The organism is Acinetobacter sp. WCHAc060025 (genome assembly GCF_004209355.1).
GTDB lineage: Bacteria > Pseudomonadota > Gammaproteobacteria > Pseudomonadales > Moraxellaceae > Acinetobacter > Acinetobacter wuhouensis.
In genome coordinates, this window is sequence record NZ_SGSX01000004.1 from 167677 (window position 1) to 191318 (window position 23642).

Genomic DNA, 23642 nt, shown 5'->3' on the forward strand with positions numbered 1-23642 from the left:
AGAGTATTTGCAGTTAAATGACAGATTCAATATTCAAAATCTTTAACGTTTCATCAGAATAATAGAACTTTTCCAAATAGATTCGAGCACGTGATTTTAAATGCTCAGAAGAAATCATGCTTTGAATCACAGGTTCAAGCAAAGCTTGTAATTCATTTTGAATCAAGGCTTCGTCGATATTAATATCATTCAAAATCAAGTCAAAAGGGCGTTCTTCATTACGGACATACCAAGTGAGGATTCCGTCGTGAACTTGTTTTTTTAAATAATCAGTTTGACGGATATGATCCCAAATCTCATGCCCCATACCCACCGTATTTGGAAGATCATTTACTTCAACATAATTACGTAAAACGCCAATTGGTATCTTCTTAATCTTATGCCATAAATTGGCTTGGAAATGATAAAGCTTATTGTCATCAAACTGATGGTTGATGACTTGCTCACTCAATTGGCTAATTTTAATAATATTTTTTTGAAGATAATGTTTAACCGTATCATCTAAATTGGTATCAGTGACAGACTCTAAGACCGATTTTCCCATTTTCATAAAACGACCAACACCTGGTACTTTTTTATTCATCACAGAATTATCAATATAATCTTGGATCGAGTGATGAATCAGCTGAGTCAGCATGCTTGAAAATGATGGGTTATTCACAATACGTTTAATTAACGCTTGGCGATGACTCGATTTACTTGCTACATATTGTGCAATTTTATCTATGGTTGCGACTGGAATAATATCTTCAATCAAGGTGTTATCATTAACTGGGTGGATTAAAGCAAAACGGATATGATCGGTAATTTGCTCAATCAAAAAACTGCTTGCAGCTGTATCTAATACTTGTTTTTGTAAAAGAGCATTAATTTGATCAAACGACCAGAGTTGTTTAAGCGGTTGCTTTCTAAACCAAAGATAAAACTCATTAAATTCAGCTTTAATGGTTCCTGACTGAGTAAACTCTTGATCTAAAAATGAGAGTTGAGCATCGATTAATTGTTCAACGAGGGGATGTTTCATTTTTTAGACTCAAATTGTTCGTGTTTTTGATCAGAGAATGGATTTTGCAACGGCTGAACTTTATTTAAAAAACTTAGATAATTTTCAGCAACACGCTCCGGTGCTTCAAGCAAAGGCATGTGTCCGACGCGTTGTAAAATAATCGGATTTTCAGGTCGTTTTAAAACGGATTTTAGTTCATTGGCTACATCAACATTGACAATCTGATCTTGCGCACCCCATAAGATCATCGTGGGTGCGTCAATATTCTTGAGCATCGTGGTAAATGTCATCGGCGTATACAGACGGTTTAGTGCATCAATTTGATTAATGATTTTCGCTGTATCTGCTGACTTTGCAATAAACAATTTCTCTTGTTCATTTTTAATAATACTGGCTGTAAAAGGCTGATTAAACATGACTTTTTTCATGACAAAGTCTAAGTCACCTTTTTGCGTAATTAAAAGCTGTTTAAGGTAAATCGGATTTCTGAGGTAATTGGTATTGGTCGATTTAAAAATACCACCGGTACTCATTAAAAATAAGCTTTTGGTATCAAAAGGATATTGCGATGCATAAAACATGGCAATCGTTCCGCCCAAAGAGTGACCTGCGATATTTAAATTATCTTGAATATGTGCAGCTTCAATAAAACGTCTGAGTTGTTCTGTCACATTGGGAACAGAGAGGTCAAAATTTGCAGGAACTTGGGTTGAACCTGCTGAAGGTAGATCTGGAATTACAACATGATAATAAGGCGTCAGTGATTTAGCGACACTGTTCCAAGTATCACGACTACTGGCTAAACCATGAATCAATAAAATGGTGGGTTTATTTTTAGGACCGCCTTCACTATAAGACCAAACGACATCACCGACACGGAGCGTTTTAGAACTTAATCCTGCCCAAGATCTTTCCTCTTGTACAACCTTTAAATAGTCGATATTTTCAGCGACATTACTTGCAGCATTAGCTTGATGACTCAAAGTAACTACACCTAGAGTGCTCAGACTTAACAATAAGCTATTTAAAAAATGCAGAATTTTCTTATTGGGCAGTTCAGACATGCATAGGGTTCCTAACAAATGACTTGGCATTATATAAAGTAATAATATTATTCATGATGATATTTTTTTCAGCATTCGCTGAAAATGGACTATTTGTAAGTTTTTTGCCAAAACAAAAATTTAGAATAAAGCTAATTTGCAGCATATTCTGTGATTTTATTAAATGAAATGACTCTAATTGTGAATTTTGCCTACATATTTTTAAAATAATTATAAGATCATGCTACATCACAAAAATTGTAACAGAGTTTATTTTTAGTCAGTGACTTTCACTTTTGACAGCATTAAAATGACTTAATCTCCACACAATGGAATAAAACACAAATGCTAACTGCTCAAGAAGCTTTAGAACGTCTAAAACAGGGTAATGAACGCTTTGCCCATGGTGAAACAAATCATAATAAATTTTTGACACACCAACAGCGAACGGAGATGGTTGGGAGTCAGGAGCCTTTTGCCATCATTTTAGGTTGTTCGGATTCTCGTGTTCCTGCTGAGATGGTATTCGACCAAGGCTTTGGTGATTTATTTGTGATCCGGGTGGCGGGAAATATTGTTGCGCCATCGCAAGTGGGTAGTGTGGAATTTGCAGCAGATAGTTTTGGTTGTCCTTTGGTTGTTGTTTTAGGTCATAGTCATTGTGGTGCGATTCATTCAACGATTGAAGCTTTGAAGAATCCTACGACACCTCCATCTGCCAACCTAATGTCTATTGTTAACCGCGTGCGTCCATCAGTTGAAATCTTGATGCAAACTGAGTTGAAAGACGACCTAGATAAATTATCGATGCATGCAGTGAAATCAAATGTATTTGCATCAGTCAACCAGTTACGTCATGGGTCAGCAGTTTTAGAAAACTTGATCGCTCAGGGCAAATTGAAAGTGGTCGGTGCTCAATATTCACTTGAAACAGGTGAAGTAGATTTTTATGATTTTTAATTGCATTTAGTTTTTAACTGAATTTAGTGTAGTGCTTTAAGTGTTTTAATCAAAATATCTTAAGTTTAGCCGTAAAAAATCCCACATGATCGTGGGATTTTTTATGCAGTTAAATTCTTAGAATTTATAACCGATTTTTAAACCGTAAGCGATTGCGTTGTTGTCAGTAAATTCTGCTACATATCGAGAGTCTTGACCTGCTTGAGCGCCAGTTTGTGCTTTAGCATCGCCTAACCAGAAGTATTTAACACCACCAGCAATAAAGGTTTGTGGTGTAGGGCTATATTGAACACCTAAGCCTAAGTTCCAATAACCTTCTGTTGGACCTAATGTTGAAACAGGGTTACCTGCACCAGAGTCCCAACCTACAGAAACGTTACCAGCCCATTGATCATTCAGTTTACGACCTACACCGACTGTTGCAGAAATTTGATCTTCTGAATATTCAACAAGGTTAAAACCCTTTGGACGCGCATTGCTTGGATTCTCCGGCGTCCCTAAAAGTGGACCTAAAGCCTCAGAGTATTTACCGAATTTATAAGGACGAATTGAGAAGTTTTTCCAATTCACCCAACGTAAGTTAGCAAATGCAACTGTATTTGCCATGATCCCTGTTTGGAAATCTAGGTTTACAGATTGCGGGGTTGTGATTTCTGTAGTACCTGGAGTATTCATTGCTTTAATTTGATCTGGTGTAACCCCTAGACCTAATAATACTGCTGGGTTGTTAGCTAATGCATTTTCTACAGTAAGGGTTTCTGTCGCATCTACTTTATGGTCAATTTCAGAACGATAAGTTACAGAAGCTTTTAGCGCAATTTCTGGAATTTGATAAGCTACACCCGCTAACCAACCTACATCGCCAGTTTCTTTAATTTTTGCATCATAACCATTATATATGCTATATGCTGAACCACGAAGACTTACATTACCTTTAATAGTTTGGTAAACACCACCAGCAAATAAATTAAGATTAGGAATAGGTTGGAAACCAAAAATCATAGATAAGTTTTGCGTATCTACTTCGACTTTTGTACTTCCTTGCCCAAGGCTGTCATTTGTTTCTTTTAATCCAGCTGCTAAAGCGACAAGTGGTTTGCTTGCTTCAGTAAGAACAGCTTGAGTGGCTGCTGCTTGAGTCATACCTTTACCCATTAAAGCACCAATAGCTGTAGCTGCTTCAGGTGATTTCATGTATGCCTCAACCTTTGCTTTGCCAGCAGCTGCTAATGCATCTAGTTTTTCTTTGGGTAATACAGTATCAGTTGGTGATGAAACAAAGGCATTTTGACCTGAATAAGCTGCATCGGCACCAAAGGGTTGGTCATAGATTAAACCGAAAGAAAATTTATCGGTTGGCTGAAGTTTGATTGCAGCAGAAGGGAAGTAGTAGTCATCACCCATATCACCAATGTTACGATGTGGCTTTGGTGATTCGCCCGCTTCTTTACCTTCAACAGTTGGGTCTAAAACAGAGATGCCTGCTTCAAAATAGTTACCTGGTTGTAAAAATGCTGAAATGGATTGACCTGAACGATCGAGTGCTGCGGCAAAAACACCAGTTGTTGGTAAAGTTGCTACAATTATCGCAATTGATAGACTTTTTAATTTCATTTTAATTTTTCCCTAAATACGATAAAATGAATCTTTTTAATAACTTAAGCTTCGGTGGTGAAATAATTTTGAACCTTATAGTGAATAACTCAAAGTTACTTCTTTTTACAAAATAACATATAAAAATTAAGAGTAAATACTCTAGCCCTAGAATTAACGAAAAAAAATTGAACTTGGAAGTTAATTTTTAACCTTGTGATTTATGGAAATATCGTAAAATGAGATTATTGTGAAAATTATTTAAATAAATAAAGTGAAAGAGACAGATATTTTAAAAAGATATTTTTTTAAATGCTGAAAATGTGGACAGTAGGTTTAAGTGAAAGTTAGTTTGAGATAAATAATAAAGCAATTCATCATTCAATGGTGCGCTCTGCGGGACTCGAACCCACGTCGGTCGCTTAGGAGGCAACTGCTCTATCCAGTTAAGCTAAGGGCGCAAAGGAAATATAATTTACAATAATACTAGTGAAAGTAAAAGTTATTACCGAAGTAATAACTTTTAAAAACAAAGATTTTATGCTTTTCTGTACAAAACTTTGAACAGAATAAACATCAATACAATCCATATTGGGATCATAATGACTGCGCCACTTAATCCTTGTGTCCACATGATATAAAGCACAACAGCAATAAATGCGAGTACAAGGTAGTTACTCAATGGTGACCACAATGCAGGGAATGAAGATATCTTACCTTCAGCTTTCATTGCTTTGATGAATTGAAGATGAGTTAAACTGATCATTGCCCAGTTTAAAACCAATGCGCCAACAACGATATAGATTAAATTACTTAATGCATCTTCTGGTGCAAAATAATTCAACAATACACAACCAAAAATCAATAATGCTGAGAATAAAACAGCAGGAATAGGAACACCTTGCTTATTGGTTTTGGTAAATATTTTCGGTGCGTTTTTTTGTTGTGCTAAACCATAAAGCATACGGCTATTGGCATACATCCCGCTGTTATATACCGAAAGAGCAGCAGTTAAAATGATGAAGTTAAGCAAATGCGCAGCCCAACCAATCCCTAATTGGCTAAAGATCATTACGAATGGGCTTTTATCAAGACCACCGAGTTGTAACTCATTCCAAGGCACCAGTGATAATAAAATTGTCAATGAACCGATATAGAAAAGAAGGATACGGAAAACAACTTGGTTAATTGCCTTTGGAATTGATTTTTGTGGATCATCTGCTTCTGCAGCCGCCATACCAATCAACTCAATACCACCAAAAGCGAACATGAGGAAAGCCAACATATAGAACAAACCATCAAAACCATGTGGGAAGAAACCACCATGTGTCCAAAGGTTGCTAAATGAAGCGGTCGAGTCTGCACCAGCTGTTGCCAATAAATAGAGACCAAAAATGATCATGGAAACAACAGCAGTCACTTTGATAATTGAGAGCCAAAACTCAGATTCACCGTAAAATTTTACATTCCCCAAGTTGATCAGCGTGATGATCACAAAGAAAAACAGTACCGAAACCCAGCTTGGGATATCTGGCCACCAGTAATTGATATATTTACCTACGGCTGTTAACTCAGTCATTGCAACCAAGACATACAGGATCCAATAATTCCAACCCGCCAAAAAGCCTGGGAATTTCCCCCAATATTTGTTGGCAAAATGACTAAATGAACCTGCTACAGGCTCTTGAACGATCATTTCACCGAGTTGACGCATAATTAAAAATGCAATTAAACCACCGATAGCATAACCCAAAATAATCGATGGACCTGCCGATTCGATTACATGTGCGGAACCTAAAAATAACCCTGTACCAATTGCTCCACCCATGGCAATCAATTGGATATGACGATTCTTAAGTCCACGTTGTAATTGTGTAGACTCGTTGCTCAATGTATTCGACTCTAATTAATATGAATGCAATGATTGTAATGGATTGGTTACTTTTAGCCTAGTACATGATTGATTTATGTAAGGAAACTAATAAGTCAAAAAACTATATTTGTAATATTTCATTGTGTTATCAAGCAAATAAATTTTATTGAACTAGAGTGTATCTGTTTAAGAGAGGGTGAAATCTAGGCTATGTTGAATATTTATTTAATACTTAAGTCAATCAATCCGTGTTTTTTAGTAAAAACAGGTTAATATAAAACTGAATGGTAATTCATTATTTGATACAACAAAGAGAATTGAAAGGAATACGATAAATGAGCTTTGCACCACAAATCAAAATCCCTGCAACCTATATGCGTGGTGGAACCAGCAAGGGTGTTTTCTTTAAATTAGATGATTTGCCTGAACGTGCACAAGTTGCGGGGCAGGCACGTGATCAGTTGTTGCTTCGAGTGATTGGTAGTCCAGACCCTTATGGAAAGCAAATTGATGGTATGGGTGCAGCGACATCGAGCACCAGTAAGACAGTGATTTTGGCAAAAAGCTCACAAGCTGAACATGATGTTGATTATTTATTTGGACAAGTGTCGATTGATAAAGCATTTGTGGATTGGAGTGGAAACTGTGGCAACTTGACTGCGGCAGTGGGTTCATTTGCAATTAGCAATGGTTTAGTTGCAGCGGAACGTATTCCTGAAAATGGCATTTGCACAGTACGCATTTGGCAAGCCAATATTCAAAAAACCATTATTGCACATGTACCAGTGACCAATGGTGAAGTCCAAGAAACGGGTGATTTTGAACTGGATGGTGTGACCTTTCCTGCAGCTGAAGTGCAAATTGAATTTTTAGATCCTGCCGATGATGGCGAAGAGGGTGGTGCAATGTTCCCTACAGGAAACCTTGTAGATACCTTAGAAGTTCCTGAAATTGGAACTTTTCAAGCTACTTTGATTAATGCAGGTATTCCGACTATCTTCTTAAATGCAGAAGATATTGGTTATCAAGGAACGGAACTTCAAGAAGCGATTAATGGTGATGCAGCAGCTTTAGCACGTTTTGAGAAAATTCGAGCTTATGGTGCTGTGAAAATGGGTTTAATTAAAGACATCAGTGAAGCTGCGAATCGTCAACACACACCAAAAGTTGCATTTGTATCGAAACCAAAAGCATATATATCATCAAGCGGTAAGCAAGTGACTGAAACCGATGCGGATTTATTGGTACGTGCATTGTCTATGGGTAAACTACACCATGCGATGATGGGAACAGCAGCCGTAGCAATCGGTACCGCTGCAGCGATTCCAAATACACTTGTGAATTTAGCTGCAGGTGGTGGAGAAAGGGAAGCAGTACGTTTTGGTCATCCATCGGGAACCTTACGTGTCGGAGCGCAAGCTTTAAGTGAAAATGGTCAATGGGTAGTTAAAAAAGCCATTATGAGCCGTAGTGCACGTGTACTGATGGAAGGCTGGGTACGCGTACCCGCAGATAGCTTCTAAGTGTTATTTATACACAAATAGCATTTGAAATTTAGAAAACAGACTTTGTTTGCCCCCATAAGTTGAATATAACTTATGGGGTGTGATTTTGTCGGCAAAATATTTTTATTTTGATTGATGTGTGACACAATATTAGTCAATCAGTAGATCATTTATCATGATTTGAAAGTATCCGATGGTGATACTTTTGAAGATGAAATTTAAATAATGTGAAATCTCTGGTTGAAATGAATCATTCAAACTGAATGGGTGAAGTTATTTTTGTTGGCTTTGAGGTGTTATATGGAACATGAGTCGATAAATTTAAAAGATAATCTTGAACAAATAAAAGTTTTTGAATATTTAGAGAGCATAGATAAATTACATTTAGTCTCGTTTATTTCTCAGATTCCTTTACCCATTGCTATTTTTGATGATACTTCGCGTTGCTTAGGTGCAAATCAAAAATTTGCAGATATTTATGAAAGTGATGCATTGTATTTGATAGATAAATTATTAAGTACATTTTCTACAGTTGTTTATGCGCGTTTTCAAGAAGCTTTAGATTATTTTCATCAAAATCAAAATTATTTAGAACAAGAGTTTTATGTAAAAGGTCGTTTCTATCTTGCTTATTTTAAAGCGATTCGAAATGCTGATAATGCAATTGAGATGATTGTCGTTGTGTGTTCCGATGTAACACGCTTAAAACGACGTGAAAATGTGCTATTACAAAACAATAAAAAATTACATGATCACTTATATTTAGACTTATTAACAGGTCTGCAAAATGCGCTCGCATTTGATCATTATCTAAATAAATTGTGGCAGAATCCTGCAAAAACGGATGTTTCATTTTTAAAAATTGATTTAGATAATTTTAAATTATTCAATCAAATCAATAGTTATACAGTAGGAGATGAAGCCTTAGTACAATTAGGCGCTGTGTTAAATGAAGTCATTCGTCAAACTGAGGCTCAACTATTCCGATTGAATTCTGCTAGCTTTATTGTTGTCATTGAGCATTTAACGGATTGGGCGGTGATGACATTGGGGGAACGTTTAAAATTTGCGATTACAGATGCAAAAATTTTGTTTGATAAAAATAACCAGTATCTGACGGCATCCGTTGGGATTTTTCATTTTTCTCAAGCAAGCGATGATCACGGAGTCGATGTGCTTGAAAAAATAGAAATAGCCATTCAACAAGCAAAGAAAAATGGTGCAAATTCTTTATTTTTATTGAAAAGTTAACTGTATTTTTTTGCTATTAGTGTAGTTGCCATTGTTGGAATTAAAGGATGAGAATTATAGCGACTCATAGTAGAATGAGCGCACTCATTCCATCTACCAATTCCACTCAAACTTATTTATTTTAAGTTTTAGCAATGTGTACAAGTCGAGGCTGATGTGACTTCAATTCCAAATGTAAATGCAGAAATTTTAAAACGAGCGCAACAGCAAATTCAGCAAGATCTACAAACTACTTTAGATGCATTTTCACTGCCTGAACCTTTAAAATCTGCTGTGCATCATACTGTGATGTTAGGCGGAAAGCGTGTACGTCCAGCACTGTGTTATGCGACATCTCATTTGAAAGAGAATAATCCAAATTTTGCAGCAGTACGCCGTGCCGCAGTTGCAATCGAGTTTATTCATTGTTATTCACTTGCGCATGATGATTTGCCTTGTATGGATAACGATTTATTACGTCGTGGGCAACCAACATGCCATGTGGCTTTCGGTGAAGATACTGCGCTTTTGGCAGGTGACATTCTCCAGTCGATGGCTTTTGAAGTTTTAGGCAGTCGTTTGTTTGATAATGGAACATCAGTGGATCAAGCGATTGTGCTTAAACAAATGCAGATTTTAGCCACTTCAAGCTCGAAAATGGTCTGTGGTCAAGTCTTAGATTTACAAGCAGAAGGAAAGCATGTAGACCAAGCGCATTTGGAAAATATTCACCGTAATAAAACAGGTGCTTTGATTCAAGCCTCTATCATGATGTCAGCTGTGACGATTTTCTCAGGAACAGATCAAGCGATTCCACAATTGCGTCAATATGGGCAAGCGATTGGTTTAGCTTTCCAAGTCCAAGATGATATTCTTGATGTGATTTCAGATACTGAATCATTGGGTAAAACAGCGGGTAAAGATGAACAAGTGGATAAATCAACTTATCCAGCATTGATGGGTTTAGAAAATGCTAAAGCTTATGCACAGCAATTGCATGACCAAGCATTTCAGGCTTTAGAATATTTTGGTGATAATGCGAAGGAGCTGAATCAAATTTCTCAGTTTTTGTTGTCACGTAAGAGTTAAATTCTATTTCTTATTCAGTCTTAAATATTGTAATAACAAAGGGGCATTTCGCCCCTTTGTTATTTTCTTTATTTATTAAATCAGATTAGACCGATTCTTTATAAATTTGATCTGCTTTATCAAAACGTTCAAGCATATCCGCTGTTGGTGTTTTACTGATTAAGCTGAATAGAATAATGGCAATGAATGAGCAAATAAATCCTGGGATAATTTCATAGACACCAGTTGCAGCAAAAATAGGAATATTTTTCCAAAGAATCACCACTAATGCACCGATAATCATACCTGCAAGAGCCCCTGAAAGTGTCATACGCTTCCAAAACAGTGACAGAATAATCAATGGTCCAAATGCCGCACCAAAACCTGCCCATGCATAAGCGACAAGCCCGAGCACTTTAGATTCTGGATTACTCGCAAGGACAATTGCGAGGATTGCGACCAGCAAAACCATCAAACGACCGACCCAAACCAATTCTTTCTGAGAAGCTGTTTTACGGATAAAAGCTTTATAAAAATCTTCAGTTAAGGTACTTGAACAGACCAATAATTGACAACTTAACGTACTCATCACGGCCGCAAGAATCGCAGCTAAGACGATACCTGCAATCCACGGATTAAACAGAATTTTAGTTAGTTCCATAAAGACAGTTTCAGGGTTTGCATTCACCGTTGCTGCTAACTCAGGATGGACTTGGAAATAAGCGATACCAAAGAAACCTGCTGCAACCGCACCACCTAAGCACAATGTCATCCATGTCATACCGATGCGACGTGCATTGGGAATAGATTTCACGGAATCAGCTGCCATGAAACGGACAAGGATGTGAGGTTGACCAAAATAGCCTAAGCCCCATGCAAGCAAGGATAGAATTGCAACGGTGCTTAAGTCATTAAATAAGCTATAGGCTTGAGGACGAGCTGCATCCAAAGCGGCATTGACAACACTCATATCACCTAAGCTTAAAATGGTGACGATAGGTGTTAATAAAAGTGCAAAAATCATCAACCCTGCTTGAATGGTATCTGTCCAACTCACCGCTAAGAAGCCACCAATAAATACATAGCTGATGGTTGCAATCGCACTGATCCAAAGTGCAGTGCTATATGACAGTCCAAACATACTTTCGAATAAACGTGCACCTGCGACCATACCTGAAGCGCAGTAAATCGCGAAGAAAATAAGAATCACGACAGCGGAAACAATTCTTAGAATCTTTTTATGATCATTGAAACGATTGGAAAAATAATCGGGTAAGGTAAGCGCATTGTTTTGGATTTCGGTATGAATACGTAAACGACCTGCAACCAATAACCAGTTGAGCCATGCACCAATGATCAAACCAATCGCAATCCACATTTCAGATAAACCTGACAGATAAATTGCACCTGGTAAGCCCATGAGTAGCCAACCGCTCATGTCAGAAGCACCTGCTGAAAGGGCAGTCACAAAACTCCCTAAACGACGTCCACCTAAAATATAGTCATCAAAACTGGTTGTTGCACGATAGGCAATTAAGCCAATGATGACCATGGCAACTATATAAAATAGAAAGGTGATTAAGGTGGGGTTGAGGGAGCTCATACGATATCCATATTCGTGGAAAGATGTAGATCTAAGGAAAATTTTTAAATAACGTGAAATTTAACCATAAATTACAAAAAATTACTGATTAATTCTTAAACGTTAAAACTTAAGTGATCATTTTCAAGGTAAAAAAATAGGCAACATCAAGTTGCCTATTTTTATTGCAATCGAGAAATTAGTTATTTCTACCCATCACACCACGAATGGTATTCATAATGTCAGCAGGCAGGACGACGGTCTTCGAGTTATTCGATTTCGCCATGTCTTGCATCGCTTTGACATATTGCTCACCTAGTAAGTAGGCAACAGGAACTTCTTTATCACCGACAGCAGAAGTGATCATTTCAATGGCTTTTTGAGATGATTCAGCTAAAACAACTTGAGCCTCAGCATCACGACGTGAAGCTTCTAGACGACCATCCGCTTCAAGAATCGCAGCTTGTTTTTCACCATCAGCTTTGGTCACTGTCGCACGACGTTGACGTTCAGCTGCTGCTTGCGCTTCCATCGCTGATTGCATGGTGTGCGATGGCTGAATATCCTGAATTTCAACAGTTTTTAAGGTAATGCCCCAGTCTGAAATATCATCTGAAATTGCCGCTTTAAGCTTGGCTTTGATGTGATCACGTGATGAAAGTGCATCATCCAAATCCATTTCACCGACAATCGAACGGAGTGAGGTTTGTACAAGATTTTGAATCGCCCATGTATAATTTTCAATACCATAGACTGCTTTTTCAGGGGTAGTCAGATTGATATAAGCAACGGCATTCATCACCATTACCGCGTTATCTCTAGAAATTACTTCTTGTGAAGGAATATCTAAAACAATATCTTTGGTGGTAACTTTGTACGCAACTTCGTCTACATAAGGGATAACAAAGTTTAGACCCGGATTAAGTGTGGTGTGATATTTACCTAAACGTTGTACGATCCATTTATAACCTTGCGGAACGATACGAACGCCTTTGAAAATCGTCACAGCGACGAAGGCAAATATGAATAAAGCAACTATAGAACCAAAACCCATTTAATTTTCCTCTTTATTTTTCATTATGAAGATGAAGAATGTGGTTGTACCACTAAATCATTACCCAAAATATCTGTAACGCGGACACGATCACCAACTTGCACAGGTGAAAGAGAGCGGCAGTTCCATTCATCAGAACCTAAAACAGGCATCGGAAAACGAACGAGAATTTGTTCATGGTGCAGACCCGTTTGAATGACCATACCAATTTGACCAATGGTGGCTTCTCTCGATAGCCCAGCTTTGGTTTTATCTATAGATAAGGGTTTGACAAATTTAAACCAAACCACAGTACAGATGATGGATAATACGATCCAACATACGATTTGAAAGGTGAAACTCATACTTGGGAAGAGCCAATACAAAATACTGACTACAATTGCAGCGATACCAAACCACAACGCAGCAAATGCGGGCAAAATGAGTTCGGATAAGATCAGCAATATGCCAAGTACAAACCAATGCCACGGTTCAAAAATAAAGTTCATACATCTACTCTAGTGATTATCATTGATATAGATCACGTATCATCTATATCAATGTAGCAGATGAATTCAATGCTGCATATAAAAACGTGATTATTCTAGTTTATTCACTGCTTTTATTTGTTCGATTGAAATGCGCTTATATTCTCGCTTTTGGTGCAGGTTTTAATGCTGCAGGAGATTTTTTAAAGTTAGTGATTGCTGCTTGAATCGCCGTAATTTTCGCTTGAGCAGATTTCTCACCCTCTAAAATGGCTTGATTGCTCGATTTCAAATCTAAAGTCCCTAAGTGTCCAACTCTGGGTTGAATCACAATATTCGCCTGAGCCAATTCATTATTGATACTTTGTTGTCCCATGATATTAATCGTTTGGTCAAGTAAGCCCCACATATTCATCGGTTGGCTACCTGATGGACGTGCTGAAATATCAACTGCAATCACGATATCCGCGCCCATATCTCGTGCAGTTTGTACAGGAATCGGACTGACTAAACCGCCATCGACATATTTTGTTCCACCAATGGTTGCAGGAACGAATACATTGGGAATACTGCATGAAGCTCGCACAGCTTGACCTGCATTGCCTTTGATAAATTCAGCTTTTTTACCATTGTCCAAACGTGTTGCGACAGCAGCGAATCGAATCGGGAATTGTTCAATCGGCTTATTGGCAATATTACGATTGACATAATCTTGCAATTTTTGCCCGAGTACAATGCCTTGGCTATTCAAGGTTAAATCACGTAGATCAGACTCTTTGAGTTGTTGCGCGATTTGTTGCATTTGGTATGGTGTTTTACCACTGGCATAGATACTACCTACGAAGCTTCCCGCACTTGTTCCAGTGACGATTTTAGGCTTTATGCCATGAGATTCTAGAACTTTAAGTACGCCGATATGCGCAAAACCTTTTGCTCCACCACCACCGAGTGCAATTGCAATCACAGGTTCTCGTGCCTTGATCGCTGTGGTTTGAGGAGGAGTTTTTGTTGTTTTATCACAGCCAACGAGGGCAAGACCCATTAAGCCTATAAAGCCAAGTTGTTTAAAACGCATATCGTATTACTTTAGTCTAAAAAATATGCTGTCATCTGAACAGATTGTTGCTTTATTTTCTAGCTATTTTTCAATAGTTTTTGTAAAGGAATCGAGAGTAGTTTCGGATGCTTTGGTGAAAATTTTCCATTAAAACGATTTAAAATTTCTGCTAAATCTTTGTCATAGTCACCAGTCGGCTGTAACGTCCCTAAGCAATGAATCAATTTCTTTTCATAATCAAAAGAAAAGATTGCAATCGGGATATTGGCACCCATAGCAATGTGGTAAAAACCACTTTTGATTTTTTCTGCACGATTGCGCGTACCTTCAGGTGCAATTGCAATCCAGATTTTTTCTTGCTGATGAATTACATCCACAATCTGCTGAGTCAGCCCATGCGGTGAGTCACGCTCTACGGGAATCACACCAATCCATTCAAACAGACCTTTGAGTGGTGTTTTAAATAAACTGTCTTTACCGAAAATAGTGACTTTGACACCAATACCAAGCATTGCAAGAAAAGCATATAAGCCATCAAAATTTGAGGTATGTGGTGCGATGAAAACCACAGCTTTAGGTAAATTGGGAAATTCACCAACAAAGCCCCAGCCTTGAGCGAGATAAAGCTTTTTAAATAAGTTACGGCTCGATGTTGTGCCACGTTGTGGGACTTGATCTGGTATATTTGGAAAATTCTCTGACATCGTATTCTTATGGGTTTGTTGTGACTGTATTTAAATTGGCGTATTTACTTACTTTATTTTTTGCATAATAGTAAGCATTGGTGTGGTAAAGCTTGAACTATGGCAAATATTACAAAAATCACCGATGAATGCAATACACTTTGAATGGGTGAGTGAACTTATGAAATTGATCAGTATAAAAAGAATTAGAGATTAATCCATGCCACAAAGCTATTTATTGTTATTTTCACTGTATTGGGCACAAGGTTTACCTGTCGGCTTTATGACTCATGCTTTGCCTGTGATCCTCCGTACGCAAGGCGTTTCATTGACTCATATCGGTGGTTTTGGACTACTCATGGCACCGTGGGCACTCAAAGTGCTTTGGTCACCTTGGGTAGACAAGTATGGACACTCGCAAAAAGGGCATTACCGAAGTTGGATTATTCCAACACAGGTTTTAACCATTGTCATTTTAATCGTTCTTTCTTTTTTACCAATTCAATCTTTAAATCAACCCACTTATTTATTCGGATTCTTTATCGCTTTACTGTGTATGAATAGCGTGGGTGCGACGCAAGATATTGCGACAGATGGTTTGGCGGTTAAGATTCTGAAAGGTGATCAGCAACATATTGGAAATATGTTCCAAGTGATTGGTTCACGATTGGGCTTCATCGTCGGAGGTGGCGCTATTCTGTGGGTAATGGATTGGCTCACATGGCAGAGTACATTTTTGATTCTCGCATTTATTGTGACCCTAAATACGCTTCCGATTCTATTTTATAAAGAACCACAGCATTCTCCAAATTCAACGACAAATGCTGAACAGACAAGTATTCAGACCAAACAGAATTTCTTGGTAAAACTTAGAAAATATCTCAGTTATTTTTTTGAAAATAAACAACTAAGCGCTTGGTTTTGGGTGCTTTGTACCATCAAAATTGCAGATGGATTAACAGGCCCGATTACAAAGCCTTTGTTGGTCGATCTAGGATTAACACTTTCCCAAATCGGGATTTATATCACCATGATCGGTGCGTTTGCAGCACTGGTTGGTGCAGGTTTAGCAGGCTGGATGTTGAAGAACATTACAAGACGTCATGCTTTGATCATTTTCTCTATTCTTAAATTAATGAGTTTAGCTGGTTTTGTTGGTTTGGCATTCTTATTGCAAAATTCAGTTCAGGTCGCCCCGTGGGTAATCTATGTGGTGAATGCATTAGAAGATATGTTTGCTGCGATGCTGTTGGTTGCAATTTTAACTTTGGTGATGCAATACAGTCGAACTGAAAGTGCAGGCACTGATTTTACTTTTCAAGTATCTGTGATGGCGACCATCAGTGGGGTTTTGTATACCATGAGTGGAATCATTGGCGACTATTTAGGATATTCTGTTTTTTTAAGTTTGATTTTAATGGTGGGTGTGATCTGTTTAATTCCAATATTTCGTTGGGCAAGAATGAGTAGTGATGAAAACTAATTTTAAAAACTATTATTTATTTAGGGTTAAATTCAAAATTAGATTTAATTATAAATTAAGTTAACTATTTATTGATTTTTATCATAATGGAAAATTGAACTCTATATTTTGTGGTTAATTTTTAATTATATTGATATTTTTACTTTAAATATAATTAATTTTATATTCTAATTTTATATAGTTATTTATATCATTTAGTAAAATATATTATTTTCAGCTACTTGATTTTAAAATATGGTTGTTTTTTATCTAAAAAATATTAAGATGCGAAGATTGAATGTAATGAAATACAATTCAAAAAATAAACTTAAATGACTTGAAGTAAATGAATTAATAAAGGTGAATAATCTACAGGCTATAAAATAATATAATTTATTTATATAAACTCTACATGTTTTTTTTGTTTCTCAAATTTTGAGAATTTAAAATCATTTATATGTGGGTTAATGATTCAATATGCTTGGGGGAGTGCTTTTAAGTTCAATTTAAGCTTCATTTTATAACTTAAAACAATTGAAGTGAGCTGTTGATAGAGTAATGTCTAATTTCATACAACGAATAAAACAACGCGAAGTGTCTATTTCACTTGCGACTTTTAACCTTATCATCGCCGTATGGTTGGGTTTTTGCCTCAATTTTGCCTTTTTTAATAAGATTAAAATGCTCACGCCATATCAAGGCGTGAAAGTACAATTATTTTTAGTCGCTACGGTCGTCGTCGTCGTCGCGTTATATAATTTATTATTGCAAATCTTGGATTGGAAATGGACGGCGAAATTTTTTGCAATCCTTTTGGTGTTTATTGGTGGTTTTAGTGCTTACTTTGTCAGCTCTTTAGGTGTGGTAATTTCACCTGATCAAATTCAAAACATTGTCCAAACTGATCCTTCAGAAGCATCTGATTTGATGTCCTTACAATTATTAACTTGGACATTAGCATTCGTTGTTTTACCAATAGTCTTGATTTTATGGGTCAGAATTAAACCACAAAGCCTAGCTAAGGTACTTATCTTTAAAGGTTTAAATATTGTTGCTTCACTCGCTATTATTGGCAGCTTACTGTTTGTTTTCTATGTCGATTACGCAGCGATCTTCCGTGAAAATCGTGACCTAAAAGGGATGATTTCACCGCAAAATGCAGTGGCATCTACGATTTCGTATTTTCATAAAAAAGCACCTAAAAAAGATTTACCTTTAATTCGTTATGGTGAAGATGCACATTTGGTTGAAGATATTACAGCCAATAAAATGCCAAAACTGATGGTTTTAGTGGTTGGTGAAACAGCGCGTGCAGAAAGCTTTTCATTAAATGGTTATGCGAAAAATACCAATCCGTTATTGTCCAAACAACAAGGACTCATGAATTTCACTCAAGTCAGTTCATGCGGAACGGCGACAGCTGTTTCTGTACCCTGTATGTTCTCTGGTATGCCTCGAGTTAACTATGATGAACAGTTGGCGAGCCACCGCGAAGGTTTACTCGATATTGCACAACGCGCAGGTTATAAAGTCACTTGGATTGATAATAATTCAGGTTGTAAAGGCACTTGTAATCGTGTTGAACAATTTCAAATCCCTGAAACTTTAAAGCAAAAATGGTGTGCAGATGGTGAATGTTTAGATGGTATTCTTGTGGATAGTTTGAATCTTTATTTAAAACAATTGCCTAAAGACGATACTCAGCCACACTTAGTTGTATTGCATCAAATGGGAAGTCATGGACCTGCTTATTACAAACGTATACCGAGCGAATTTCAGAAATTTAAACCAACGTGTGATACCAATGCGATTCAAGGGTGTTCTTCTGCTGAACTGATCAATAGTTATGACAATACAATTGCATATACAGACTATATTTTGAATCAAATTGTGGATGTATTAAAAGCAAATACAAATTATCGTACTGGTTTTTGGTATTTATCCGATCATGGAGAATCTACAGGTGAGCATGGCATGTATTTACATGGTGCACCGTATGCGATTGCACCTAGCCAACAAACGCATGTGCCGATGATAATGTGGTTTTCAGATGCTTGGAAAAGTACAGCACAAAAACAAGTGGATTGTTTAAATGAACAAAAAAGCACAAAATTAAGTCAAGATAACTTATTCCCAAGTCTTTTGAGTTTGTTAAATATTCAGACACATGTTATTGATCAGAGCTACAACATGTTGCATCAATGTGCAGTGAAAAGTTAATAAAGGATACATGCAATGACCAAAATTTTGATGATTGAAGATGATTTTATGATTGCAGAATCGTCTCAAACATTGTTGAAGTATCAAGGCTTTGATGTTGAATGGGTGAATAATGGTTTAGATGGTTTAAAGCTACTTTCAGATAAACAATTTGATTTGGTTTTACTTGATCTGGGTTTACCAATGATGGATGGTATGCAAGTGTTAAAGCAAATCCGTCAACGTTCAGCTTTACCCGTTCTGATTATTTCAGCACGCGATCAGTTGCAAAATCGTGTTGACGGGTTGAATCAAGGTGCAGATGACTATCTGATTAAACCTTATGAGTTTGATGAACTTGTTGCACGTATTCATGCACTATTACGTCGTACTGGCGATGTTGCAAAAGAAGTGCAAGGGCAAAGCTCTAACTTATTGAAAAATGGTGAAGTTGTTCTAGATGTCGAACAACATATTGCCACATTGCGTGGTGAGCCTGTGGATCTATCCAATCGCGAATGGGCGATCCTGACTCCGCTTATGACCCATCCCAATAAAATATTTTCTAAGTCTAATCTAGAAGATAAGTTGTATGCGTTTGACAGTGAAATCAATAGCAACACCATCGAAGTTTATGTACATCACATTCGTTCAAAACTGGGCAAAGACATTATTCGTACCATTCGTGGGTTAGGTTATCGTTTGGGGCAACCGCAGAAAGTTGAATGATATGGAAACAACATTTTCCTTAAGAAAGCGTTTAATTCGTTATACCTCTATTTTTAGTGTTTTATTGGGCTGTGTATTGATTTTCTCCGCTTATAAAATATCATTAGAGGAAATTAACGAAATTCTTGATGCCCAAATGGTGTATTTGGCTGAACGTGTAGAGTTGAATCCACGTCCCATCCAAAGTGATTTTGATGTACATAAACGTTATCATGAAGAAGATTTGTTTATCGATGTTTGGGCTTATGCTGATCAGAATCCAGGCAAAATGACACAACATCATGTGATTATAGAACCTAAACAAAAAGCAGGTTTTTATAGTCAAGATACCGTGCATGGGACGTGGATTACGTATATTTTACCGACACCAAATTATCAGATCCAAATCAGTCAGCAAGAGAAGGTGAGGGAGCATTTAGCACTTGAACTTGCTGGCAGTATGTTTCTTCCCTATTTGTTGATTATTCCATTTGCACTCTTGGGTTTGGTTTACATTATTCGTCGTAGTATGAAGCCGTTAGAGGATTTTAAATCCGAATTGGCAAAACGTGATTCCAACTCTTTGGTTGCAATTCAAAATGGTCATTACCCCGCAGAACTCATACCAACCATTCATGAAATGAATCATCTATTTGAGCGAATTTCTGTTGCGCAACAAGAGCAACGGCAGTTTGTCGCAGATGCTGCCCATGAGTTACGTACACCGCTCACTGCATTGAATTTGCAAACCAAAATCTTAATGAGCCAATTTCCAGAAGAGGGGAATTTACAAAATCTCAGCAAGGGTTTGGCGCGAATGCAACATTTGGTGACCCAGTTATTAGCATTGGCAAAACAAGATGCATCTTTGAGCCATGAAGTCCAAGTCACTCAGTTTAAACTGAATGATGTCGCACTCAGTTGTGTAGAGCAATTGATGAATTTGGCGATGGAAAAGGATATCGACTTAGGTTTTGTTCGAAATGAACCTGTGATTTTGAAAAGTGTCGAACATAGCATTCATTCGATTATTTTTAATCTGATTGATAATGCGATCAAATATACACCAGTCGCTGGCATGATCAATGTTTCAGTTTTTGCGGATATACATGATTTTGCTTATGTTCTGATCGAGGATAGCGGTTCTGGTATAGATCCTGAAATGTACGATAAAGTTCTAAAGCGATTCTATCGTGTCCATCACCATTTGGAAGTGGGTAGTGGTTTAGGTTTATCGATTGTAGATAAAGCGATTCAACATCTCGGTGGAGATTTAACACTTTCACGAAGTGAAGAATTGGGTGGTTTGAGTGTTTTGGTTAAGATACCGATTCAACCCAATGTAAAAGCAGATTAAATTGAAGATTGTATTCGTAACGGTATTAGACTCAAAAGTTTAACTATTAGTAAAGTTTAAGTCTTACTAAAATTTAACAAACGCTATTTTGTGAAAATATTTAATCGAGCTGAGATAAGATGATGAATATCTATGATGTTCATCATCTTTTTTTGATTTTATGATTTATCTTGTTTTTGATGTGACCTACTGAATTTAATTTAAAAACAATGTGTTTACTCATCTTTTGAAAACGACGGTTTGATCGTTACATGTTTTATTTACATGTCACATTTAACTAAGCTTTTTATAGAAAATTTTATACATCACCAAGTTAAAAGCAAAGACCACCCAACCTGTCCATAAATTATGACTCAGAAAATGTGCGCCTCGCATCATTTGTCCCCAACCCATTAAAAAACCGAGGCTTAAGCCTAAAAATAAGAATACATACGCGATCTTTGGTTTTGATGCTCTAAAGACAAAAAATCCGGTGATTAATGAAAAGCCTGAACTGGCATGACCGCCTGGAAAGCAGTGTCCGTTTGTTGCAGAAAAGTTCCAGACATAGCTTAAGGCAGTCGGTTCAGTCATTGACCACGGGCAGGCATGGGCTGAATGTGATTTAAGAATTCCAACGACAGCCGTAGATACAATACTGATCCAAAACAAATAGCCCAATTGCCATTGATAAGCTTTTAATTTTAGATTTTTAAATGATGCAAGCCATGCCAAAAGGACAATGACATAGAATCCGATAATGATGTGTTTAACGAGTTTGTGGTTAATTTCGACGAGGAACCAATTATTTTTTAATGGGAATTTACCATTTGTATCAATCCACGGTTGAATGAAGTGCAGATCAATTGCACCACCCACAGGAAATACAAACCATAGCACTAAAAATAATACCGCCAACAATAAACTATTTCTAAAGAAGAATTTATTTGAATCGGTATATAACATCAGGTGAATCACTCTTTCTATATTTTATTTGATGTTATTGGACAAAATTAAACTTAAATTGCTCTTAATTTTTGTAGACTGGTTGAGATTGAGCAATATATTTACTTGAATTTGATAGGTAAAAGTGTGTGTTTTAAATGTTATAAATGATTGTTTTTTTATTGATTTAAATGTGGATCATTGCTGTGTGGTTTTTGAGTCAAAGCGATTTAGAGCAAATAAAAAAGCGGTCAATTTGACCGCTAAATTAATTTACCCACATAGAGATTAGAAAATCGCATCTTCCGAATTAGCCGAAATTTTATGAATAGATAAATCTGCACCACGAAATTCTTCTTCTTGACTCAAACGGATACCCATAGTCACTTTAAGGATGCCATAGACTGCAAATCCACCTGCGAGTGCAATGATGATTGCAAGTAGTGTTCCGATCAATTGTGACATCATTGAGACACCACCAAGCCCACCAAGCCATTGCTGACCAAAGAGCCCTACAGCGACTCCACCAAAAGCACCACATACGCCGTGGAGTGGCCATACCCCTAATACATCATCAATTTTGAGTTTGTTTTGGGTATAGGTGAACAATTTAACAAAGATAAAGCCAGCAAAGACACCGATCACCAATGCACCGATTGGATGCACAATATCTGAACCTGCGCAGATTGCGACTAAGCCTGCAAGTGGACCATTATGTAAGAAACCTGGATCTTCTTTTCCAAAGAAATTCGCTGAGAGTGTTCCACCGACCATAGCCATGAGTGAGTTAATCGCCACAAGACCAGAGATAGCATCTAAACGCTGTGCGCTCATTACGTTAAAGCCGAACCAACCGACAATTAGAATCCATGAACCCAGTGCAAGAAAGGGAATAGATGATGGTGGATGCGCACTGACGCGACCATCTTTTTTGTAACGACCATGACGCGCACCGAGTAATATCACCGCAGCCAGTGCAATCCATCCGCCCATTGCATGTACCACGACTGAACCTGCAAAATCATGGAAACTTGCGCCAAAAGTATTTGCTAACCACTTTTGTAGACCAAGATTGCCATTCCATACGATTCCTTCAAAGAAAGGGTAGACCAATGCCACAATAAAGAGTGTTGCAATGGCTTGTGAACGCATCTTGGCACGTTCTGCGATTCCACCTGAGATGATTGCGGGAATTGCCGCGGCAAAGGTCAGTAAGAAGAAACAGCGCATAAGGTTATAGCCATGTTCGGCTGAAAGTGTTGTTCCTGCATGGAAGAAATGCTGACCGTAAGAAATATAGTAGCCGATAAAGAAGTAAGCGATCGCTGAGATCGAAAAATCAGTGATAATTTTACTTAGTGCATTGACTTGGTTTTTATGGCGAACTGTTCCCAGTTCTAAAAAAGCAAAGCCTGCGTGCATGGCAAGTACAAGTACTGCGCCGAGGAGGAGGAAGAGTAAGTCTACATTTTGCATAGGATTCTTTTTGGTGCTAGTTGTCACAATTTGGTTCAGTATAGCGAAGCATTTTGTATATCGCAGTAGTTCGAATGTGGGAAAAAATGATTAAACAATTCAAATTTTTATCAAGACTCGATATAAAGCAAAGCGTTGCACTGTTTTAGATTTATTGCACCAATTTGATGCAATAATTTTGTTTTTATATTTTATAAGTTGTTGAATTTATTTTAATTATTGTTTTTGACTTTTGATGTTTTCTTGGTTGGTGTGTTAAGGGTTGAAAATTATTTTGAATATTTTTTGTGGTGTTAAAAGACGAGTAGCACTTTTTGGAAAACTACTGTTTTTATCTGTCCTTCGTTATTTTTCACAATATAGCCGTTTTAGTTTGATGGTTATGCGTTTATAAA

The 23642-nt window shown here is 37.3% G+C and carries 19 protein-coding genes and 1 tRNA gene; 8 read left to right on the forward strand and 12 right to left on the reverse strand.

The annotated features are described in order from the left end of the window. Window positions 1-13: 13 nt before the first annotated feature. Together EXE09_RS04805 and EXE09_RS04810 are read right to left on the reverse strand one after the other, a co-directional pair. Window positions 14-1024, reverse strand: coding sequence for a hypothetical protein (locus EXE09_RS04805; RefSeq protein WP_130116517.1), 1011 nt, complete (start codon window positions 1022-1024; stop codon window positions 14-16). Continuing rightward, window positions 1021-2070 carry an alpha/beta fold hydrolase gene (locus EXE09_RS04810; protein ID WP_130116518.1) on the reverse strand — a complete coding sequence of 350 codons (1050 nt, stop codon included), beginning with the start codon at window positions 2068-2070 and terminating at the stop codon, window positions 1021-1023. The genes EXE09_RS04805 and EXE09_RS04810 overlap by 4 nt, the downstream gene beginning before the upstream one ends. A gap of 324 nt (window positions 2071-2394) precedes the next feature. On the opposite strand from EXE09_RS04810, the gene EXE09_RS04815 reads away from it, so the two are divergent. Continuing rightward, entirely contained in the window at window positions 2395-3009 is a 615-nt protein-coding gene (locus tag EXE09_RS04815) for a carbonic anhydrase (RefSeq protein WP_068973460.1), read from the forward strand. Between the two features lie 117 nt (window positions 3010-3126). On the opposite strand, the gene EXE09_RS04820 is transcribed toward EXE09_RS04815, so the two are convergent. The 3 genes from EXE09_RS04820 to EXE09_RS04830 all read right to left on the reverse strand — a co-directional run bounded on the left by EXE09_RS04820 (window position 3127) and on the right by EXE09_RS04830 (window position 6493). Next, window positions 3127-4623: an outer membrane protein transport protein gene (locus EXE09_RS04820; protein WP_130116519.1), complete on the reverse strand. Its 1497-nt coding sequence runs from the start codon at window positions 4621-4623 to the stop codon at window positions 3127-3129. A gap of 364 nt (window positions 4624-4987) precedes the next feature. Continuing rightward, window positions 4988-5063, reverse strand: a tRNA-Arg gene (locus tag EXE09_RS04825). Window positions 5064-5140: 77 nt separating this feature from the next. After that, on the reverse strand, window positions 5141-6493 hold the full coding sequence (locus tag EXE09_RS04830; protein ID WP_068973458.1) for an amino acid permease: 1353 nt from the start codon (window positions 6491-6493) through the stop codon (window positions 5141-5143). 317 nt (window positions 6494-6810) lie between these two features. On the opposite strand from EXE09_RS04830, the gene prpF reads away from it, so the two are divergent. From prpF to EXE09_RS04845, 3 genes are all read left to right on the forward strand, one after another. Next, window positions 6811-7998, forward strand: a complete 1188-nt coding sequence (prpF, locus tag EXE09_RS04835; RefSeq protein WP_130116520.1) for a 2-methylaconitate cis-trans isomerase PrpF — start codon at window positions 6811-6813, stop codon at window positions 7996-7998. 282 nt (window positions 7999-8280) lie between these two features. Next, entirely contained in the window at window positions 8281-9231 is a 951-nt protein-coding gene (locus tag EXE09_RS04840) for a GGDEF domain-containing protein (RefSeq protein WP_130116521.1), read from the forward strand. A 156-nt stretch (window positions 9232-9387) separates the two neighbouring features. Further along, entirely contained in the window at window positions 9388-10299 is a 912-nt protein-coding gene (locus EXE09_RS04845) for a polyprenyl synthetase family protein (RefSeq protein WP_130116522.1), read from the forward strand. 85 nt (window positions 10300-10384) lie between these two features. On the opposite strand, the gene putP is transcribed toward EXE09_RS04845, so the two are convergent. The 5 genes from putP to EXE09_RS04870 form a co-directional block, all read right to left on the reverse strand. Next, window positions 10385-11881, reverse strand: coding sequence for a sodium/proline symporter PutP (putP, locus tag EXE09_RS04850; RefSeq protein WP_130116523.1), 1497 nt, complete (start codon window positions 11879-11881; stop codon window positions 10385-10387). A gap of 178 nt (window positions 11882-12059) precedes the next feature. Then, window positions 12060-12914: an SPFH domain-containing protein gene (locus EXE09_RS04855; RefSeq protein WP_068973453.1), complete on the reverse strand. Its 855-nt coding sequence runs from the start codon at window positions 12912-12914 to the stop codon at window positions 12060-12062. Between the two features lie 23 nt (window positions 12915-12937). Further along, window positions 12938-13402, reverse strand: coding sequence for an NfeD family protein (locus EXE09_RS04860; protein WP_068973452.1), 465 nt, complete (start codon window positions 13400-13402; stop codon window positions 12938-12940). A 136-nt stretch (window positions 13403-13538) separates the two neighbouring features. Then, window positions 13539-14456 (reverse strand): patatin-like phospholipase family protein, encoded by a 918-nt coding sequence (locus tag EXE09_RS04865; protein WP_130116524.1) that lies wholly within the window; start codon window positions 14454-14456, stop codon window positions 13539-13541. Between the two features lie 59 nt (window positions 14457-14515). Next, window positions 14516-15142 carry a lysophospholipid acyltransferase family protein gene (locus tag EXE09_RS04870; RefSeq protein WP_130116525.1) on the reverse strand — a complete coding sequence of 209 codons (627 nt, stop codon included), beginning with the start codon at window positions 15140-15142 and terminating at the stop codon, window positions 14516-14518. Between the two features lie 199 nt (window positions 15143-15341). Here EXE09_RS04870 and EXE09_RS04875 point away from each other — a divergent pair, with 199 nt between their 5' ends. The 4 genes from EXE09_RS04875 (at window position 15342) to EXE09_RS04890 (ending at window position 20847) form a co-directional block, all read left to right on the forward strand. Continuing rightward, window positions 15342-16604 (forward strand): MFS transporter, encoded by a 1263-nt coding sequence (locus EXE09_RS04875; protein ID WP_130116526.1) that lies wholly within the window; start codon window positions 15342-15344, stop codon window positions 16602-16604. A gap of 537 nt (window positions 16605-17141) precedes the next feature. Continuing rightward, a complete protein-coding gene (locus EXE09_RS04880; protein ID WP_130116527.1) occupies window positions 17142-18803 on the forward strand; it encodes a phosphoethanolamine transferase in 1662 nt (553 codons plus the stop codon). 15 nt (window positions 18804-18818) lie between these two features. Beyond that, on the forward strand, window positions 18819-19511 hold the full coding sequence (locus EXE09_RS04885; protein WP_130116528.1) for a response regulator transcription factor: 693 nt from the start codon (window positions 18819-18821) through the stop codon (window positions 19509-19511). A 1-nt stretch (window position 19512) separates the two neighbouring features. Continuing rightward, window positions 19513-20847, forward strand: a complete 1335-nt coding sequence (locus tag EXE09_RS04890; protein ID WP_130116529.1) for an ATP-binding protein — start codon at window positions 19513-19515, stop codon at window positions 20845-20847. 273 nt (window positions 20848-21120) lie between these two features. Here the strand turns inward: EXE09_RS04890 and EXE09_RS04895 are convergent, their stop codons facing one another. Both EXE09_RS04895 and EXE09_RS04900 read right to left on the reverse strand, forming a co-directional pair. Continuing rightward, a complete protein-coding gene (locus tag EXE09_RS04895) occupies window positions 21121-21792 on the reverse strand; it encodes a phosphatase PAP2 family protein (protein WP_130116530.1) in 672 nt (223 codons plus the stop codon). A gap of 267 nt (window positions 21793-22059) precedes the next feature. Further along, on the reverse strand, window positions 22060-23247 hold the full coding sequence (locus EXE09_RS04900; protein WP_130116531.1) for an ammonium transporter: 1188 nt from the start codon (window positions 23245-23247) through the stop codon (window positions 22060-22062). Between the last annotated feature and the right edge of the window lie 395 nt (window positions 23248-23642).

Excerpts from the sequence above, each read along its gene's own strand:
- EXE09_RS04860 (WP_068973452.1), bottom strand. The coding sequence starts at position 13,402 with ATGAACTTTATTTTTGAACCGTGGCATTGGTTTGTACTTGGCATATTG.
- EXE09_RS04815 (WP_068973460.1), top strand. The coding sequence starts at position 2,395 with ATGCTAACTGCTCAAGAAGCTTTAGAACGTCTAAAACAGGGTAATGAA.
- prpF (WP_130116520.1), top strand. The coding sequence starts at position 6,811 with ATGAGCTTTGCACCACAAATCAAAATCCCTGCAACCTATATGCGTGGT.
- EXE09_RS04865 (WP_130116524.1), bottom strand. The coding sequence starts at position 14,456 with ATGCGTTTTAAACAACTTGGCTTTATAGGCTTAATGGGTCTTGCCCTC.
- EXE09_RS04880 (WP_130116527.1), top strand. The coding sequence starts at position 17,142 with ATGTCTAATTTCATACAACGAATAAAACAACGCGAAGTGTCTATTTCA.
- EXE09_RS04890 (WP_130116529.1), top strand. The coding sequence starts at position 19,513 with ATGGAAACAACATTTTCCTTAAGAAAGCGTTTAATTCGTTATACCTCT.
- EXE09_RS04875 (WP_130116526.1), top strand. The coding sequence starts at position 15,342 with ATGCCACAAAGCTATTTATTGTTATTTTCACTGTATTGGGCACAAGGT.
- EXE09_RS04870 (WP_130116525.1), bottom strand. The coding sequence starts at position 15,142 with ATGTCAGAGAATTTTCCAAATATACCAGATCAAGTCCCACAACGTGGC.
- EXE09_RS04885 (WP_130116528.1), top strand. The coding sequence starts at position 18,819 with ATGACCAAAATTTTGATGATTGAAGATGATTTTATGATTGCAGAATCG.
- putP (WP_130116523.1), bottom strand. The coding sequence starts at position 11,881 with ATGAGCTCCCTCAACCCCACCTTAATCACCTTTCTATTTTATATAGTT.
- EXE09_RS04840 (WP_130116521.1), top strand. The coding sequence starts at position 8,281 with ATGGAACATGAGTCGATAAATTTAAAAGATAATCTTGAACAAATAAAA.
- EXE09_RS04895 (WP_130116530.1), bottom strand. The coding sequence starts at position 21,792 with ATGTTATATACCGATTCAAATAAATTCTTCTTTAGAAATAGTTTATTG.
- EXE09_RS04820 (WP_130116519.1), bottom strand. The coding sequence starts at position 4,623 with ATGAAATTAAAAAGTCTATCAATTGCGATAATTGTAGCAACTTTACCA.
- EXE09_RS04805 (WP_130116517.1), bottom strand. The coding sequence starts at position 1,024 with ATGAAACATCCCCTCGTTGAACAATTAATCGATGCTCAACTCTCATTT.
- EXE09_RS04855 (WP_068973453.1), bottom strand. The coding sequence starts at position 12,914 with ATGGGTTTTGGTTCTATAGTTGCTTTATTCATATTTGCCTTCGTCGCT.
- EXE09_RS04900 (WP_130116531.1), bottom strand. The coding sequence starts at position 23,247 with ATGCAAAATGTAGACTTACTCTTCCTCCTCCTCGGCGCAGTACTTGTA.
- EXE09_RS04810 (WP_130116518.1), bottom strand. The coding sequence starts at position 2,070 with ATGTCTGAACTGCCCAATAAGAAAATTCTGCATTTTTTAAATAGCTTA.